This window comes from Brevundimonas vancanneytii (genome assembly GCF_901421975.1).
Taxonomy (GTDB): Bacteria; Pseudomonadota; Alphaproteobacteria; order Caulobacterales; family Caulobacteraceae; genus Brevundimonas; species Brevundimonas diminuta.
The window spans coordinates 237,764-251,675 of record NZ_LR588407.1 but is presented as its reverse complement, the minus strand read 5'-3'; the positions used below and the strand labels follow the sequence as shown (position 1 = coordinate 251,675).

16 protein-coding genes, 1 tRNA gene and 1 pseudogene are annotated in these 13,912 nt (G+C 69.3%); 13 read left to right on the top strand and 5 right to left on the bottom strand.

What is annotated here, in order from left to right; all coding sequences use genetic code 11:
* Positions 1-201: 201 nt before the first annotated feature.
* On the top strand, positions 202-1,881 hold the full coding sequence (locus FGL25_RS01240) for a recombinase family protein (RefSeq protein ID WP_138140728.1): 1,680 nt from the start codon (positions 202-204) through the stop codon (positions 1,879-1,881).
* On the opposite strand, the gene FGL25_RS01235 is transcribed toward FGL25_RS01240, so the two are convergent.
* Positions 1,852-1,928: transfer RNA gene (locus FGL25_RS01235), tRNA-Arg, on the bottom strand. The two genes, FGL25_RS01240 and FGL25_RS01235, sit on opposite strands and share 30 nt — an antisense overlap.
* Before the next feature lie 137 nt (positions 1,929-2,065).
* Here FGL25_RS01235 and FGL25_RS01230 point away from each other — a divergent pair.
* Positions 2,066-3,352, top strand: coding sequence for a hypothetical protein (locus tag FGL25_RS01230; protein ID WP_138140727.1), 1,287 nt, complete (start codon positions 2,066-2,068; stop codon positions 3,350-3,352).
* 70 nt (positions 3,353-3,422) lie between these two features.
* Positions 3,423-3,728, top strand: coding sequence for a hypothetical protein (locus FGL25_RS01225; RefSeq protein ID WP_040346247.1), 306 nt, complete (start codon positions 3,423-3,425; stop codon positions 3,726-3,728).
* A 52-nt stretch (positions 3,729-3,780) separates the two neighbouring features.
* Here FGL25_RS01225 and FGL25_RS01220 read toward each other — a convergent pair whose 3' ends face one another.
* A complete protein-coding gene (locus FGL25_RS01220; protein WP_138140726.1) occupies positions 3,781-4,419 on the bottom strand; it encodes a TlpA family protein disulfide reductase in 639 nt (212 codons plus the stop codon).
* On the opposite strand from FGL25_RS01220, the gene argH reads away from it, so the two are divergent.
* From argH to lysA, 3 genes are read left to right on the top strand one after another with little or no spacing between them, the layout of a single operon-like run.
* On the top strand, positions 4,418-5,836 hold the full coding sequence (gene argH, locus FGL25_RS01215; protein WP_088410526.1) for an argininosuccinate lyase: 1,419 nt from the start codon (positions 4,418-4,420) through the stop codon (positions 5,834-5,836). The two genes, FGL25_RS01220 and argH, sit on opposite strands and share 2 nt — an antisense overlap.
* The gene (gene lptM / locus FGL25_RS01210; RefSeq protein ID WP_223850705.1) at positions 5,833-6,084 is read left to right on the top strand and encodes an LPS translocon maturation chaperone LptM; all 252 of its coding nucleotides are present in this window, start codon (positions 5,833-5,835) and stop codon (positions 6,082-6,084) included. The genes argH and lptM overlap by 4 nt, the downstream gene beginning before the upstream one ends.
* Before the next feature lie 36 nt (positions 6,085-6,120).
* A complete protein-coding gene (lysA, locus tag FGL25_RS01205) occupies positions 6,121-7,395 on the top strand; it encodes a diaminopimelate decarboxylase (RefSeq protein ID WP_138140725.1) in 1,275 nt (424 codons plus the stop codon).
* Between the two features lie 3 nt (positions 7,396-7,398).
* On the opposite strand, the gene FGL25_RS01200 is transcribed toward lysA, so the two are convergent.
* Complete coding sequence (locus FGL25_RS01200) at positions 7,399-7,938, bottom strand: phosphoribosyltransferase (protein WP_046652372.1); 540 nt, start codon at positions 7,936-7,938, stop codon at positions 7,399-7,401.
* Between the two features lie 70 nt (positions 7,939-8,008).
* Entirely contained in the window at positions 8,009-8,806 is a 798-nt protein-coding gene (locus tag FGL25_RS01195) for a DUF3426 domain-containing protein (protein WP_138140724.1), read from the bottom strand.
* 69 nt (positions 8,807-8,875) lie between these two features.
* Between FGL25_RS01195 and FGL25_RS01190 the strand changes: the two genes are divergently transcribed.
* The 7 genes and pseudogenes from FGL25_RS01190 (at position 8,876) to FGL25_RS17105 (ending at position 12,719) form a co-directional block, all read left to right on the top strand.
* Positions 8,876-9,619, top strand: coding sequence for a cell division ATP-binding protein FtsE (locus FGL25_RS01190; RefSeq protein ID WP_088410529.1), 744 nt, complete (start codon positions 8,876-8,878; stop codon positions 9,617-9,619).
* On the top strand, positions 9,616-10,497 hold the full coding sequence (locus FGL25_RS01185; RefSeq protein ID WP_046652374.1) for a cell division protein FtsX: 882 nt from the start codon (positions 9,616-9,618) through the stop codon (positions 10,495-10,497). Before FGL25_RS01190 ends, FGL25_RS01185 begins: the two co-directional genes overlap by 4 nt.
* A 10-nt stretch (positions 10,498-10,507) precedes the next feature.
* Positions 10,508-11,164 carry a YdcF family protein gene (locus FGL25_RS01180; protein ID WP_003166233.1) on the top strand — a complete coding sequence of 219 codons (657 nt, stop codon included), beginning with the start codon at positions 10,508-10,510 and terminating at the stop codon, positions 11,162-11,164.
* The gene (locus tag FGL25_RS01175; RefSeq protein ID WP_003166234.1) at positions 11,161-11,874 is read left to right on the top strand and encodes a lysophospholipid acyltransferase family protein; all 714 of its coding nucleotides are present in this window, start codon (positions 11,161-11,163) and stop codon (positions 11,872-11,874) included. The genes FGL25_RS01180 and FGL25_RS01175 overlap by 4 nt, the downstream gene beginning before the upstream one ends.
* Positions 11,875-11,925: 51 nt before the next feature.
* Complete coding sequence (locus FGL25_RS17115) at positions 11,926-12,348, top strand: hypothetical protein (protein WP_252969941.1); 423 nt, start codon at positions 11,926-11,928, stop codon at positions 12,346-12,348.
* Between the two features lie 22 nt (positions 12,349-12,370).
* Positions 12,371-12,517: pseudogene (locus tag FGL25_RS17110) on the top strand (MipA/OmpV family protein); the annotation flags it as partial.
* 79 nt (positions 12,518-12,596) lie between these two features.
* Positions 12,597-12,719: a MipA/OmpV family protein gene (locus FGL25_RS17105; RefSeq protein WP_252969940.1), complete on the top strand. Its 123-nt coding sequence runs from the start codon at positions 12,597-12,599 to the stop codon at positions 12,717-12,719.
* 64 nt (positions 12,720-12,783) lie between these two features.
* On the opposite strand, the gene hisC is transcribed toward FGL25_RS17105, so the two are convergent.
* On the bottom strand, positions 12,784-13,899 hold the full coding sequence (hisC, locus tag FGL25_RS01165) for a histidinol-phosphate transaminase (protein ID WP_138140723.1): 1,116 nt from the start codon (positions 13,897-13,899) through the stop codon (positions 12,784-12,786).
* Positions 13,900-13,912 lie beyond the last annotated feature (13 nt).

Below are 13,912 nucleotides of genomic sequence, written 5' to 3'. Positions count from 1 at the left end.
GATCATGACGGGATGCCGATCCCGCCGCACGATGAACGTCCAGGGCCACCCGAACAGCAAGGCAGCGCGCTGGCCGTCACTGATGACCTCCCTCGCGATATCCCGGTCACTGACGAAGAGGTCCGCGTTCTCGACGCGTGGTTCGGAAATCTTCTGGATGCGTTTTGGGGGCTGGAAGACTGACCATCACAGGAGGACGGCATGACGCAGGCGCTGAACTCTTTGGAGGCGCTGGCGAACGTCCAGACTCGCGCCGCTCTCTATCTGCGGGTTTCAACCGGCCGTCAGGCCGACAGCGATCTGTCGATCCCTGATCAGCGGCGTCAGCTGGAAGCCTACTGCCAGTCCAAGGACTGGGAGACGGCGGCGGAGTATGTGGAGCCGGGGAACACCGCGACCGACGACCGGCGTCCCTCCTTCCAGTCCATGATCGAAGCAGCGCTTACCAAGCCCGCTGCATTCGACGTGATCGTGGTGCACAGCTTTTCGCGGTTCTTCCGCGATCAGTTCCAGTTTGAGTTCTACGTCCGCAAGCTGGCGAAGAATGGGGTGAGACTCGTCTCCATCACCCAGGACCTCGGCGACGATCCGATGAGCACCATGATGCGGCAGATCATGACGCTCTTCGACGAATACCAGTCGCGAGAGAACGCCAAGCACACCCTGCGGGCCATGAATGAAAATGCACGGCAGGGCTTCTGGAACGGTGCCCGGCCTCCCATCGGCTATCGGATTATCGAGGCCGGACAGCGCGGCGCCAAGATCAAGAAGACGCTGGAGGTGGACCCGCTTCAGGCTGAGACGGTTCGCACCATCTATCGCTGGGCGCTGCGGGGTGATGGCCAGAGCGGACCGATGGGGCTCAAGACCCTCGCAACCACGCTCAATGACCGCAACATCCGCACGCGCGATGGCGGGCGTTGGGGCATCGCCGCCGTTCATCTGATCCTGACCCGCTCGACCTACATGGGCGAGCACCGGTTCAACACGCGCGATCACAAGACCCGGCAGCCCAAGCCGGAATCGGAACACGCCGTCATGAAGGTTCCGCCCATCATTTCGCGCGAGGAGTTCGAAGCGGTTAGAGCGAAGCTCAAGGCTCGCAATCCCAAGTGGACGCCGCCGGGCGTGTCGAGCGGCCCGAATCTTCTGACCGGCATCTGCTTCTGCGCCGCCTGCGGCGGCGCGATGACATTGCGGACGGGGCGAGGACAGGCGGGGGGCCAGTACCGCTACTACGCCTGCTCGACCAAGGCGCGCATGGGCGCGGCGGGCTGCAAGGGCATGGCGGTGTCCATGGACAAGCTGGACGAGGCCGTGATCGCCCACCTCGAGGATCGGCTCTTGGAGCCGCAGAGGCTTGAGAGGTTGATGGAGCAGCTTCTGGATCGTCGGCAGGAATGGGCGGACCAGAGACGCACCCATGTCACCGAACTACGCAAACGGGCGACGGAGGCGGAGGCCAAGCTTAACCGACTTTACGAGGCCATTGAGGACGGCATGCTGCCCCCGTCCGATGGCTCGTTGAAGGACCGAGTGGATGAACTGACCCGGATTCGGGATCAGGCTCGGATCGACGCGGAGCGGATCGTTTCTTCAATCGAGCGTGTCGCTCCGACCATCACCGCCGACAGCCTTCACCGCTTCGCGGCGGCGGCACGCCACAAACTGAGGGACCGGGAGTGCGGGTATCGCCGTGACCACCTTCGCGCTCTGACTCAACGCGTGGAGGTCGTCAGCAAGACCGAAGCACGCATTATTGGCTCGCGGACAGATCTTCTGCGGGCCTTGGCGTCCAGTGATGACGGGAATTTCGCCGCCGTTGGCGGAGTTCTCGGCTTTAAACCGAAGTGGCGCACCCGACAGGATTCGAACCTGTGACCTCTGCCTTCGGAGGGCAGCACTCTATCCAGCTGAGCTACGGGTGCGTGCGCGGCGCGAGGGCCGGACGGCGGTGCTTACAGCATGGGCCGGATCGCCTCAATCCCTGAATCTCGGCGCGACGTCCCTTCTTGGCGCATGGCGCGCGACGGCCTAGCGTGCCGGTTGAAGAGAGGGAGCATCCATGCGCGTCACCACCATCGCCGCCCTGGCGGGCGCCGCCGCCCTGCTGGCCGCCTGCGCCGCATCGCCGAAACCGGGCAGCGACAGCCTGGACGCCGTAGCCCGCGACTATGTCGCCCTGACGCTGGAGATCGGCGAGCGCGAGCCGGGCTATGTCGACGCCTATTACGGCCCGGCCGAATGGGCCGAGGCGGCCAAGGCCAATCCGCGCGCCCTGCCCCAGTTGGCCGAAGGCGCGGCCGCCCTGACTCGACGCCTTGAGGCCCTGCCCGAGCGGGGACTGGACGACCAGAGCCGCCAGCGCCGCGCTTATCTGTTGGCCCACGTCTCAGCCGCCTCGGCGCGGCTGCGGATGCTGCAGGGCGAGAAGCTGGGGTTCGCCGACGAGGCCGAGGCCCTGTTCGGGGTGCGGCCGGAGCTGCGGCCGCTGTCCTCCTATGATCCGGTTCTGGCGCGCATCGACGCCCTGGTCCCCGGCGAAGGGCCGCTGGCCGAGCGGGTCGCCGCCTTCCGCGCCCGCTACGTCATCCCCAAGGACCGGCTGGATACGGTGATGCGCGCGGCCATCGCCGAGTGCAAGGCGCGCACGGAACGCCACATCACCCTGCCCGCCGGCGAGACCTTCACGCTGGAGTTCATCAACGACAAGCCGTGGTCGGGCTACAACTGGTTCAAGGGCGGCGCCTTCAGCCTGATCCAGGTGAACACCGACCTGCCCATCTACATCGACCGGGCGGTCGATCTGGGCTGCCACGAAGGCTATCCCGGCCACCACGTCTACAACGTCCTGCTGGAGCAGACCTTCGTCAAGGACAAGGGCTGGGTCGAGATGAGCGTCTATCCTCTGTTCAGCCCCATGTCCTTCATCGCCGAGGGCAGCGCCAACTACGGCATCGACCTGGCCTTCCCCGGCCATGATCGCACCGATTTCGAAGCGCGCGTGCTGTATCCGCTAGCGGGGCTGGACCCGGCGACGGCCGAGGCCCAGACGCAGCTTCTGGCCCTGACGCGCGAGCTGGCGCGGGCGGAGTATACGGTGGCCGACGACTATCTGGCCGGGCGCATCGACCGCGAGACGGCGCTGGACCAGCTGCAGAAATACAACCTCGTCGCGCGCGACCGGGCGGCGCAGCGGCTGAGCTTCATCGAGACCTACCGCTCCTATGTCATCAACTACGGCCTGGGCCGGGACATGGTGCAGGCCTGGGTCGAGCGACAGGGGCCGGACCACTGGAAGACGACGGAACGGCTGCTGGCCAGCCAGACGCTGCCGGTCGATCTGGACTGAGGCGGTTCGCAACCCGCGGCGGGCCAAAGGCGTTAACGCCAAGGTTCAAATCTCAGAGGGGCTTTCACCCATGCGTATCCGTATGCTGACCATCGCCGCCGCCTCGGTCCTGGCGCTCGGCGCCGCCGCCTGCACCCAGGCCGAACAGCAGAAGGCCGAGGCCAACGCCGAAGCCGCCGGCGACAAGGCCGCAGACGTCGCCGCCCAGACGGGCGAAGTCGTCGAGTCCGGCGCCATGAAGGCCGCTCAGGCGGTCGAGGAAGGCGCGGGCAAGGTCGCCGACAAGCTGGAAGACAAACAGGCTCAGGCCGCCGCCGAGGGCCGCCCCGGCGCCGTCGATCCGGCCACCGACACCCGCGTCCCGGCCAAGAACTAGGACATCAACCAGGGCCCTCCCTTCGCCTGCAGGAGGGAGGGCCTTCGTCGGCTTACGCCTCCGCCAGCAGGTGATCGACCAGGGCCTTGGCCTCGGCGCTGGCCCAATCGGCCTCGCCGGTCAGGACGGCGCGCACCCGGCCCTGGCGATCCAGCAGAATGGTCTGGGGCATGGCGCCCTTGCCCGGAAACTCGAAGGCCAGCTGGAATTTCGGGTCGATGTAGAATTCCAGCGGGGCGTTTTCGGCGATGAAGGCCCGCGCCTCGCCCGCCGTCTTCTCGACATCCATGCTGACGGTGACGACGGCGAAATCCTCGCGCGCCTTGTAGTGGTCGGCCAGGGCCGCCAGGGTCGGCATCTCGATCTTGCACGGCGCGCACCAGGTGGCCCACAGGTTCACCACCGTCACCTTGCCCGCGAAGTCGGCCAGGCGGACGTCGCCGCCGTCGGCGTTCTTGAACACATAGCCGGACACCGCCTGAAAGGCGTCTTGAGAGGCGGGTGTCTGCAGCGCCGCCAGCGATCCCTTGGCGAAGGCCGCCAACTGCGGATCGACAGCCTCGGCCGCAGCAGGCGCGGACTCTTTGCCTCCGCCCTTCTGATTGACGTATAGCAGCGCCGCGCCCACGCCGATCACGCCGATCACCGCGAACGTCGCCACGCCCGCCCAAGTCCGCCCAGAGCCGCTCATGTCCGATACGCCTTCCAAACCACAGCAAGATGTCCCCGCTCAGGGGCAGTCTCTATGGGGCGGACGCTTCAGCGCCAAGCCCGCCGACATCATGCAGGCCATCAACGTCTCCATCGGCGTCGACAAACGCCTGTGGGCGCAGGATCTGGCCGGATCGCGGGCCCATTGTCGCATGCTGGCCCAGCAGGGCATCATCCAGCCGGCCGACGCCGAGGCCATCCTGGGCGGTCTGAACGTCATCGAGGGCGAGATCCGAGACGGCTCCTTCCCCTTCCGCGACGCCTATGAAGACATTCACATGAACGTCGAGGCGCGCCTGTCGGAACTAATCGGCGAGCCGTCGGGGCGCCTGCACACGGCGCGCAGCCGCAACGATCAGGTGGCGACGGATTTCCGCCTGTGGGTGCGCGACGCCTGCGACCGCACCGTGGCCCAGTTGAAGGATCTGCAAGGCGCCCTGCTGGACCGGGCGGAACAGCACGCGGGCGACCTGATGCCGGGCTTCACCCACCTGCAGACGGCCCAGCCAGTGACCTTCGGCCACCATCTGATGGCCTATGTCGAGATGTTCGGCCGCGACGCCGGGCGCTTCGCCGACGCCCGCACCCGCATGAACGAGAACCCGCTGGGCGCCGCCGCCCTGGCCGGGTCGCCCTTCCCCATCGACCGCCACATGACGGCCGAGGCCCTGGGCTTCGACCGCCCCATGGCCAACAGCCTCGACGCCGTGTCGGACCGCGACTTCGCCCTGGAAAGCCTGGCCGCCGCCTCGATCGCGGCGGGCCACCTGTCGCGTCTGGCCGAGGAGATCGTAGTGTGGATGACGCCGATGTTCGGCTTCGCCACCCTGCCCGACGACCTGACCACCGGCTCGTCCATCATGCCGCAGAAGCGCAACCCCGACGCGGCCGAGCTGGTGCGCGCCAAGACGGGCCGCATCAACGGCGCCCTGATCGCCCTGACCACGGTGATGAAGGGCCTGCCGCTGGCCTATTCCAAGGACATGCAGGAGGACAAGCCGCCGGTGTTCGAGGCGTTCGACGCGCTCGACCTGGCGCTGACGGCCATGACCGCCATGGTCGCCGTGATCCGCCCCAACACCGAGAAGATGGCCGCCGCCGCCGGCGCGGGCTTCTCGACCGCCACCGACCTGGCCGACTGGCTGGTGCGCGAGCTGAACCTGCCCTTCCGCCAGGCGCACCACGTCACCGGAGCCGCCGTGAAGCGGGCCGAGGCCCTAGGCCTGGGTCTGGGCGAATTGCCGCTGACGGAATTGCAGGCGCTGGATGGCCGGATCACCGAAGGCGTGTATGAAGTGCTGACGCCCGAAGCCTCCTGCGCCAGCCGCCAGAGCTTCGGCGGCACGGCGCCGGAACAGGTCCGCGCGCGCATCGCCGACTGGAGAAGCCGCCTGTGACGAAGACGTCTGTGAAGAAGACCCTGATCCTGGCGGGCGCCGCCGCCCTTCTGCTCTCGGCTTGCGGCCGCATGGCCGACCTCGAACCGCCGCAAGGCGCCACGCCGAAGAAGCAGACCGAGCGCGCCATCCGCGACAAGTCGGCCGCTCACCTGCCGGAACCGGCCATGCAGAACCTGCCGCCGCGCCAGATGCCCATCGACAACGGCACGTCCGACCCGTTCGGCAAGCCGCCGCCGATGAACTGAGCCTTCGTTCCGACCTTCTGACTGGACTCCCCGCCGGTGCACCATTTCGATCTCAAGGACGGCGTCCTGCATGCCGAGGGCGTCTCGCTGGAAGCGCTGGCGGAGACGGTCGGCACGCCGACCTACGTCTATTCCTCGGCCACGCTGCGCCGTCACTACGGCCTGCTGCGCGAGGCGTGCGACGCGCATAAGGACGCGCTGGGCGAGGCCCTGATCGCCTTCGCGGTCAAGGCCAACTCCAACCTGTCGGTGCTGGCCACGCTGGCGAAACTCGGCTGCGGCGCCGACACCGTCTCCGAGGGCGAGATCCGCCGTGCCCTGGCCGCGGGCGTTCCGGGCGAGCGCATCATCTTCTCGGGCGTGGGCAAGACCGACGCCGAACTGGCCTTCGCCATCGACGTCGGCGTGCGCCAGATCAACGTCGAATCCTCGGCCGAACTGGACCGGCTGATCGCCGTCGCGGCCGCCAAGGGCGCGGCGCCCGCCATCGCCATCCGCGTGAACCCCAAGATCGGCGCGGGCGGCCACGCCAAGATCACCACCGGCGGCGCAGGCGACAAGTTCGGCGTGCCGGTGGAAGAGGCGATGGCCCTCTACGCCCGCGCCTCCGCCTCGCCTCACGTCACGCCCGTGGGCCTGGCCTGCCACATCGGCAGCCAGATCACCGACCTGGCCCCGCTGGAAGCCGCCTTCCGGGTGCTGCGCCAGATGACGGAGAGCCTGCGCGCTGACGGGCACAACGTCACTCGGCTCGACCTCGGCGGCGGCCTGGGCGTGCCCTACTACGGCGAGACGGCGACGCCCTCTCCGGCCGACTATGTGGCCATGGCTGCGCGCGTGCTAGACGGGCTGAATGTCGAGGCCGCCTTCGAACCCGGCCGCCTGATGGCCGCCAACGCCGGCGTCCTGCTCAGCCGGGTCATTCAGGTCAATGAACGCACCGATAGGCGCCGCTTCCTGGTGCTGGACGCGGCGATGAACGATCTGATGCGCCCGGCCCTCTACGACGCCTTCCACGACCTGAAGCCGGTCCGCCCGGTCGAGGGCGCCGCCCTGCCCTACGATGTCGTCGGCCCCGTCTGCGAGACCGGCGACACCTTCGCGCGCGATCGCGACCTGCCGCCGCTGAAGGCGGGCGACCTCGTCGTCTTCATGAGCGCCGGTGCCTATGGCGCGGTGATGAGCGGCGAATACAACACCCGCCCCCTGGCCGCCGAGGTTCTGGTCGACGGCGAACGCTACGCCGTCATCCGCCCGCGCCCGACCTATGAGCAAATGTTCGCCCGCGAGCCGATGGCCGACTGGCTTTAAGCCTCAGTCCAGAGCGCAGATGTCCGGCAGGCCGCGCATGCCGCCCGCGTGGTCCAGGCCGTAGCCGACCAGGAAGCGGTTCGGCGCCTCCCAGCCGACGAAGTCGGGCTCAGGCGCACGGGGCTTGGGCCAGGGCTTGCGGGCGAAGACGCAGGTCAGCACCTCGGCAGCGCCCGCCTCCTTGGTGATCCGCACCGCCTCGGCCAGGGACAGGCCGGTGTCGAACACGTCGTCCAGGATCAGCACCTTCCGCCCATCGAGCGAGCGCTGATAGGGGGCGCGGACCTCGATCCTGCCTCGGCTGGTCTGCTCATCACCGTAGGAGGCCAGCCATAGGGCGTCGAAGCGGACGTTGCGGCCCTCGCGCGCCAGGGCGCGGGTCAGGTCGGCGGCGAACCACAGCCCGCCGGTCAGCAGTACGGCGGCCACCGTCTCGTCGTCGACATGGGGGGCGATGCGGCGCGCCAGATCGGCCACGACGGCCTCGATCTCAGCCTGGGACAGAAGAACCGTGGGGGCGGGGGTCGCTTGGATGTCAGCCATGCCCCCGCCGATACCGCCTGGACGGGGGCGGTGTCGAGAGGCGAAGCGGCTGGATCAAGGTCGAGACCGCTCAGCGGCGCAAACCGCCGTCTTCCCGCACGGCGCTGTCGGCCGAGGTCTTTGCGCGCGGCGCGGAGGGCGACTTGGAGGACGCCTTGGCGGCAGGTCGGGGCGCGTCTTCGAGCAGATAGTCGACGCTCAATCCCGCCACCCGCCCCTGCGGATCAGGAATGACCACGGCGAAGCCCTGAACCTGCCCCGGCAGGATGGGCGGCCCGTCCAGCCGCAGGACGCGGCGCGTCACCGTGGCGCCTTTGGCGTCCTTGAGGACCACGACCAGCGGCGGCGGGACGACTTCGATGTCGCGAATATTGCGCAGCGCGCCTGACACCAGGGTGCGGCCGGGATCGTGCGGCGTCGTGCGGCCCCGCAGCGCCTCGACCTCCAGCCCGACGGTGTTCACGTCCAGACCCAGCGACTTGTAGACCCCCGCCGCCGGGGGGAAGGCGCGGGCGATCTCCTCGCGGAACAGGACGCCGCCGGTCAGCAGGCCCAGCACCACCGCCGACGCCGCCGCCCAGGCCGCCCCCGCCGCCGCCGCCTGGCGCACGCGACGCTTGCGCTCGGCCTTGGCGCGGAAGGCGCGGGGCAGTTCCGGCGCCGGGGTCTCGGCGAAGGTGTCATAGTGCGGCGCGGCCTCGGCCTCAGCGGCCGGAGCGGCGGCCGGCTCCAGCTCCAGAGGGGCGTCTTCCAGCGTCGCGCGCCAATCATGGCCGCACGCCTTGCAGCGCACGCGACGGCCGTTCGGGCCGATCGCCTCGTCGGAAACGAAATAGCTAGTGGCGCAGGCGGGGCAGGTCAGTATCATGTCAGCTGACTGCGAGGCTTATCGCCCCCTCCTGTCGCGGCGCAACGCCCCGGTCCAATACGAAACTCGATGCCCGATCCGATCCGCCGCGCCGCCGACCCTGAATCCGCGCCTGACGCCGTCCGCCTCAGGGGCGTGGGCTTCGGTTATGCGGACAGGCCCGCCGTGCTGCGGGACGTTAACCTTACTCTGCCAAACGGCTCTTTCCACTTCCTTACCGGACCCTCGGGCGCGGGCAAGTCCTCGCTGCTGCGGCTGCTGACCCTGGCCGCGCGACCGCAGGCGGGGCGAATCAGTCTGTTCGGCCAGGATGTGACCCAACTGCCTCGCCGCGAGGTTCCCGCGCTTCGCCGCCGCATGGGCGTCATCTTCCAGGACTTCCGCCTGCTGGACCACCTGTCAGCCTTCGACAACGCGGCCCTGCCGCTGCGCCTGGCGGGCGAGCGCCCGGCCGAATACGCCGCCGACGTGCAGGAGATGCTGCGCTGGGTGGGTCTGGGCGCGCGGCTGGACGCCCTGCCGCCGACCCTGTCCGGCGGCGAGAAGCAGCGCCTGGCCATCGCCCGCGCCGTGGTGGCCCGCCCGCGCCTGATCCTGGCCGACGAGCCGACCGGCAGCGTCGACCGGCCGATGGGCGAGAAGCTGATGCGGCTGTTCCAGTCGCTGAACAAGCTGGGCGCCACCGTGCTGATCGCCAGTCACGACGAGGCCCTGGCCGAGCGCAGCGGCGCCGCCGTGCTGCGGCTGGAAGGGGGGCGACTGGCGCAGATCGCGCCCGCCCTAGCGCCCGCCGCGCCGGAGGGCCTCGCATGATCGGCCGCTTCCGCAGCGCCCAGCCCGAACTGCTGCCGCGCGAGGCGGGCGGCGAACGCTGGCTGGTCGTGGTCATCGCCGTGCTGTGCTTCCTGGCCTCGATCGCCGCCGTCGGGGCCCTGGCCGCCGATAGGGCCGCGCACGGCTGGGCGCGGCAACTGCGGGCCGAGGCGACCGTGCAGGTGCGCCCGCGCGTCGACGAGACCGGCCCCGCCGCCGCCGCCCGCGCCGCCGAGACCCTGGCCGGGGTCGACGGCGTGGCCGAGGCCCAGGCGATGGACCGCAAGGCCGCCGAGGCCTTGCTGCGCCCCTGGGTCGGCGAGGCGGCCCTGCCCGACCTGCCCCTGCCCTATCTGGTCATCGTCCACCTGGACCCGAAGGCGCCCGCCAGCGCCCCCAGCCTGAGCCGCGCCCTGGCCGAGGCCGGGCTGGACGCCACCGTCGACGACCACAGCCTGTGGCGCGGCGAGGTCGAGCGGTCGGCGGGCCTGATCACCGCCCTGGCCGGAGCCGCCTTCCTGCTGATCGCGGCGGCGACGGCGGCGGCCATCGCCTACGCCACCCGCGCGGGCATGGCGGCCCAGGCGGCGGTGATCGAAACGCTGAGCCTGAACGGCGCCTCGGACGGCGCCGTCGCCACCCTGTTCCAGAAACGCTTCGGCCTGCTGGCCGCGACCGCGGGCGCGGCGGGCGCGGGGCTGGCGGCGTTGATGCTGGCCGGGCTACGCCTGATTGGCGGCGAAGGCGGGCTGACTCCGGCCCTACCGCTGGCCTGGGTCGATCTGCTGGTGCTGATCGCCTGCCCCTTGCTGGCGGGCGCCGTCGCCGTCCTGGCCGCCCGCCTCACGGCGCTGGCGAAGCTGGGCCAGCGTAGCTAGTTAGTCTCCTATGAAGTTCCTGACGCTGATCGCCGTGGTGGCGCTGATGTGGCTGACGGGCCTGTTCGTCTTCGCCGAACGGGTGCGCGGCTTCACGCCTGCGCCCGACCCCGCGCGCGCCGACGCCATTGTCTCTCTGACCGGGCCGTCGGCCGAGCGCGTCAACGCCGCCATCCGCCTGCTGGAACAGGGCAAGGGCGACCGGCTGCTGATCTCGGGCGTCAACCGTGAAGTCCGCCGCCAGGAGCTGCGCGCCCTGACGCCGGGCTCCAGCAAACTGTTCAACTGCTGCGTCGACCTGGGTTTCGAGGCCGAGAACACAGTCGGCAACGCCCAGGAGATCGCTGCCTGGGCGCGGTCCAAGGGCTATGACGACCTGATCGTCGTCACCTCCGACTATCATATGCCGCGCAGCCTGCTGGAGATCCGCGGCGCCGCGCCGGGCGTGCGGCTGACGCCCTACGCCGTCTCCACCCCGTCGCTGGACAACGCCGGGTGGTGGCGCGCGACCGAGACGGCGCGGCGCATGACGCTGGAATACATGAAGTACCTAGCCGTGCTCGGCCGCGAGGGGATGCACCGCCTGACCGGCCGTCACCCCGAACGCCCCGGCCCGACCGCCGAGGCCGACGCTGACGCCTCCGAACCGAACAAGGCCGCCGCATGACGACCGTCCGATCCCTGATCTTCACCCTGTGGCTCTACCTGTCGATGCCGCTGTTCGCCATCGGCCTGTCGCCGGCGCTGCTGATGCCGCACGGCGTCGCCATTGCGGTGATCAAGCTGTGGGCGCGCTTCGTCCTGTTCGGCCTGCGCTGGATCGCCGGGGTCAAGGTCGAGGTGCGCGGGCTGGAGCATCGCCCGACCGGCCCGGCCCTGATCGCCGCCAAGCACCAGGGCATGCTGGACGTCATCGCCCCCTTCGCCTTCCTGGACGACGCCTGTTTCGTGATGAAGAAGGAGCTGATGCCCCTGCCCTTCTTCGGCTGGTTCGCCTGGAAGACGAAGATGATCGCCGTCGACCGCGCCGCCCACGCCAAGGCGCTGAAGGACATGGTGCGCCAGACCCGCGCGCGTCTGGCCGAAGGCCGTCAGATCCTGATCTTCCCCGAGGGCACCCGCACGACGCCGGGCGAACCGGCGGACTACAAGCCCGGCGTCGCCGCCATCTATCGCGACGTGGACGCGCCCTGCTGGCCGGTCGCCACCAACTCGGGCGTGCATTGGCCGGCTCACGGCTTCAAACGCTATCCGGGCACGGTCGTTTTCGAATTCCTGCCGCCGATCCCGGCCGGGCTGAAGCGCGCCGCCTTCATGGCGGAATTGGAAAGCCGGATCGAAACGGCCTCAACCGCCTTGTTGCCGCCCAAAACCTAGGCTTTGGAGAGCGAGACCCTATATCATCAGCTGTTGACCTGGGACTCGTTCATGACCGCACACAGCCCCCTCCGCCTCGCGCTGCTGGCGGCGACCCTCTCAGTCCTGCCGGTCTCGGCCTTAGCGCAGTCGCAGCCGTTCATACCGGCCGAGACCCCTCAGACGTGGAAGGTCGATGTCGGCGGCGGCGTGGTGCGCGGCTTCAGCGCCACCGGCAGCAACAGCGACGAGGCCAACGTCACCGCCTGGGGCTCGGCCTCCTATCGCGACATCGTCTACGCCAACGGTCTGGACGGCCTGGGCTGGAATGCGGTCAAGCGCGACGGCTTCCATGCGGGGGTGCAGTTGCGTCCGCGTTTCGCCGCAGGCGACATCGACGGCATGGATCGGCCGGACCTAGGCGCCGACGCGGCGCTCTACGCCTTTCAAACGGCTGCCGGGGAATATCGTCGTGGGCGGCCGTATCCAGCATGACGCCACCGGCGACGACGCCGGAATGGAATACTACGGCTCCATCAGCCACCAGCGCGTGACTCGCGTCGGCCTGTTGCAGACCATGGCCTATATGCGCGGCGCCAGCGACGAGCGGGTTCAGCGTTACTACGGCGTCAGCGCCGCCGAGGCCGCGAGCAGCGGCTTGACCGCCTTCGAACCTTCGGGCGGACTGTCGGCGGCGGGGGGCGGCGGCCCTGCTGGCCATCCCGATCGGCGATCGCTACGGCATGGGCGCCTTCGTCAACTACGAACAGCGCCTGGGCGACATCAAGGACAGCCCCCTGATCGAGGACGACTACATCTGGCGCGCCGGGGTGATCGGCGTGTTGCGCTTCAACAGCGGGGACTAGACCATTATCGATCGGGATTGATCCATCCCGATCCAGATCAATGGTCCGCTTAAGTCCTAACGCGTCAGCGCGCCGCGAACTCGCTGAGGGCGTCGAGGACGGCGCGGTTCTGGTCCGCCGTCCCGACCGTCACCCGCAGGCAGTCCGGCAGGCCGTAGCTCGCCACGCCGCGCACGATGATCCCCTGGGACTGCAGATAGTCCTGCGCCGCCGAGGCCGGGCGTTTCGCATCCGGGAAGCGGATCAGGATGAAGTTGCCCGAGGCGGGCAGCACCTCGAACCCGAAGCCGCGCACGGCCTGGATCAGGCGCGGCCGCCACTCGGCCACCAGATCGCGCGAGGCCTTCTGGTGCGCCTCGTCGCCCAGGGCGGCGATGGCCGCCTCGATCCCCGGAACGGAGACGTTGAACGGCAGGCGGATGCGGTCGATGGCCTGCTCGACCGCCAGCGGCGCATAGCCGAAGCCGACGCGCAGGCCGCCCAGGCCGTGCAGCTTGGAGAAGGTGCGGGTGACGACGATGTTGGACGCCGTGCGCGCCAGGTCGAAGGCGCTCTCCCAGTCCGGTTCGGTGACGAACTCGGCGTAGGCTTCGTCGACCACCAGGATGACGTGGGCGGGCAGGCCCGCGTGCAGGCGGCGGATCTCCTCGCCCGTGGCGTAACTGCCGGTCGGATTGGCGGGGTTGGACAGATAGACCAGCTTGGTCCGCTCATCGACCAGGGCCAGCATGGCGTCGACGTCGGCACGGAAATCCGGTTCGGCCGCCAGTCTGACTTCGGCCTGACAGGCGCGTGCGGAAATCTGATAGGCGACGAAGGCGTACTGGCTGGTGACGATGTTGTCCCCGGCTTCCAGGTAGGTCTGGTTCAGCAGGGCGAAGACCTCGTCCGAGCCGTTGCCGAAGATCAGACGTTCCGGCTCCAGCCCATGCGCCTCAGCCACGGCGGCGCGCAGACGGTCGGCCCGGCCGTCGGGATAGAGGTGGATCGAAGACACGGCGGCGGCGAAGGCCTCGCGCGCCTTTTCGCCTGCGCCCAGAGCGTTCTCGTTGGAGGACAACTTGATCGGCTTGGCCACCCCGGCGATGGCGCTCTTGCCGCCGACATAGGGGGCGATGTCCAGCACGCCGCGCTTGGGTTGAGGCGCGCCGTCGGACGGCGCCTGTTTCGCTTCGGTCATGCGCGCGTCATCC

Bases quoted from the DNA above. Each gene is read 5' to 3' on its own strand.
- FGL25_RS01240 (WP_138140728.1), top strand. From the start codon at position 202: ATGACGCAGGCGCTGAACTCTTTGGAGGCGCTGGCGAACGTCCAGACT.
- FGL25_RS01230 (WP_138140727.1), top strand. From the start codon at position 2,066: ATGCGCGTCACCACCATCGCCGCCCTGGCGGGCGCCGCCGCCCTGCTG.
- FGL25_RS01225 (WP_040346247.1), top strand. From the start codon at position 3,423: ATGCGTATCCGTATGCTGACCATCGCCGCCGCCTCGGTCCTGGCGCTC.
- argH (WP_088410526.1), top strand. From the start codon at position 4,418: ATGTCCGATACGCCTTCCAAACCACAGCAAGATGTCCCCGCTCAGGGG.
- FGL25_RS01220 (WP_138140726.1), bottom strand. From the start codon at position 4,419: ATGAGCGGCTCTGGGCGGACTTGGGCGGGCGTGGCGACGTTCGCGGTG.
- FGL25_RS01200 (WP_046652372.1), bottom strand. From the start codon at position 7,938: ATGGCTGACATCCAAGCGACCCCCGCCCCCACGGTTCTTCTGTCCCAG.
- FGL25_RS01195 (WP_138140724.1), bottom strand. From the start codon at position 8,806: ATGATACTGACCTGCCCCGCCTGCGCCACTAGCTATTTCGTTTCCGAC.
- FGL25_RS01190 (WP_088410529.1), top strand. From the start codon at position 8,876: ATGCCCGATCCGATCCGCCGCGCCGCCGACCCTGAATCCGCGCCTGAC.
- FGL25_RS01185 (WP_046652374.1), top strand. From the start codon at position 9,616: ATGATCGGCCGCTTCCGCAGCGCCCAGCCCGAACTGCTGCCGCGCGAG.
- FGL25_RS01180 (WP_003166233.1), top strand. From the start codon at position 10,508: ATGAAGTTCCTGACGCTGATCGCCGTGGTGGCGCTGATGTGGCTGACG.
- FGL25_RS01175 (WP_003166234.1), top strand. From the start codon at position 11,161: ATGACGACCGTCCGATCCCTGATCTTCACCCTGTGGCTCTACCTGTCG.
- FGL25_RS17115 (WP_252969941.1), top strand. From the start codon at position 11,926: ATGACCGCACACAGCCCCCTCCGCCTCGCGCTGCTGGCGGCGACCCTC.
- FGL25_RS17105 (WP_252969940.1), top strand. From the start codon at position 12,597: ATGGGCGCCTTCGTCAACTACGAACAGCGCCTGGGCGACATCAAGGAC.
- hisC (WP_138140723.1), bottom strand. From the start codon at position 13,899: ATGACCGAAGCGAAACAGGCGCCGTCCGACGGCGCGCCTCAACCCAAG.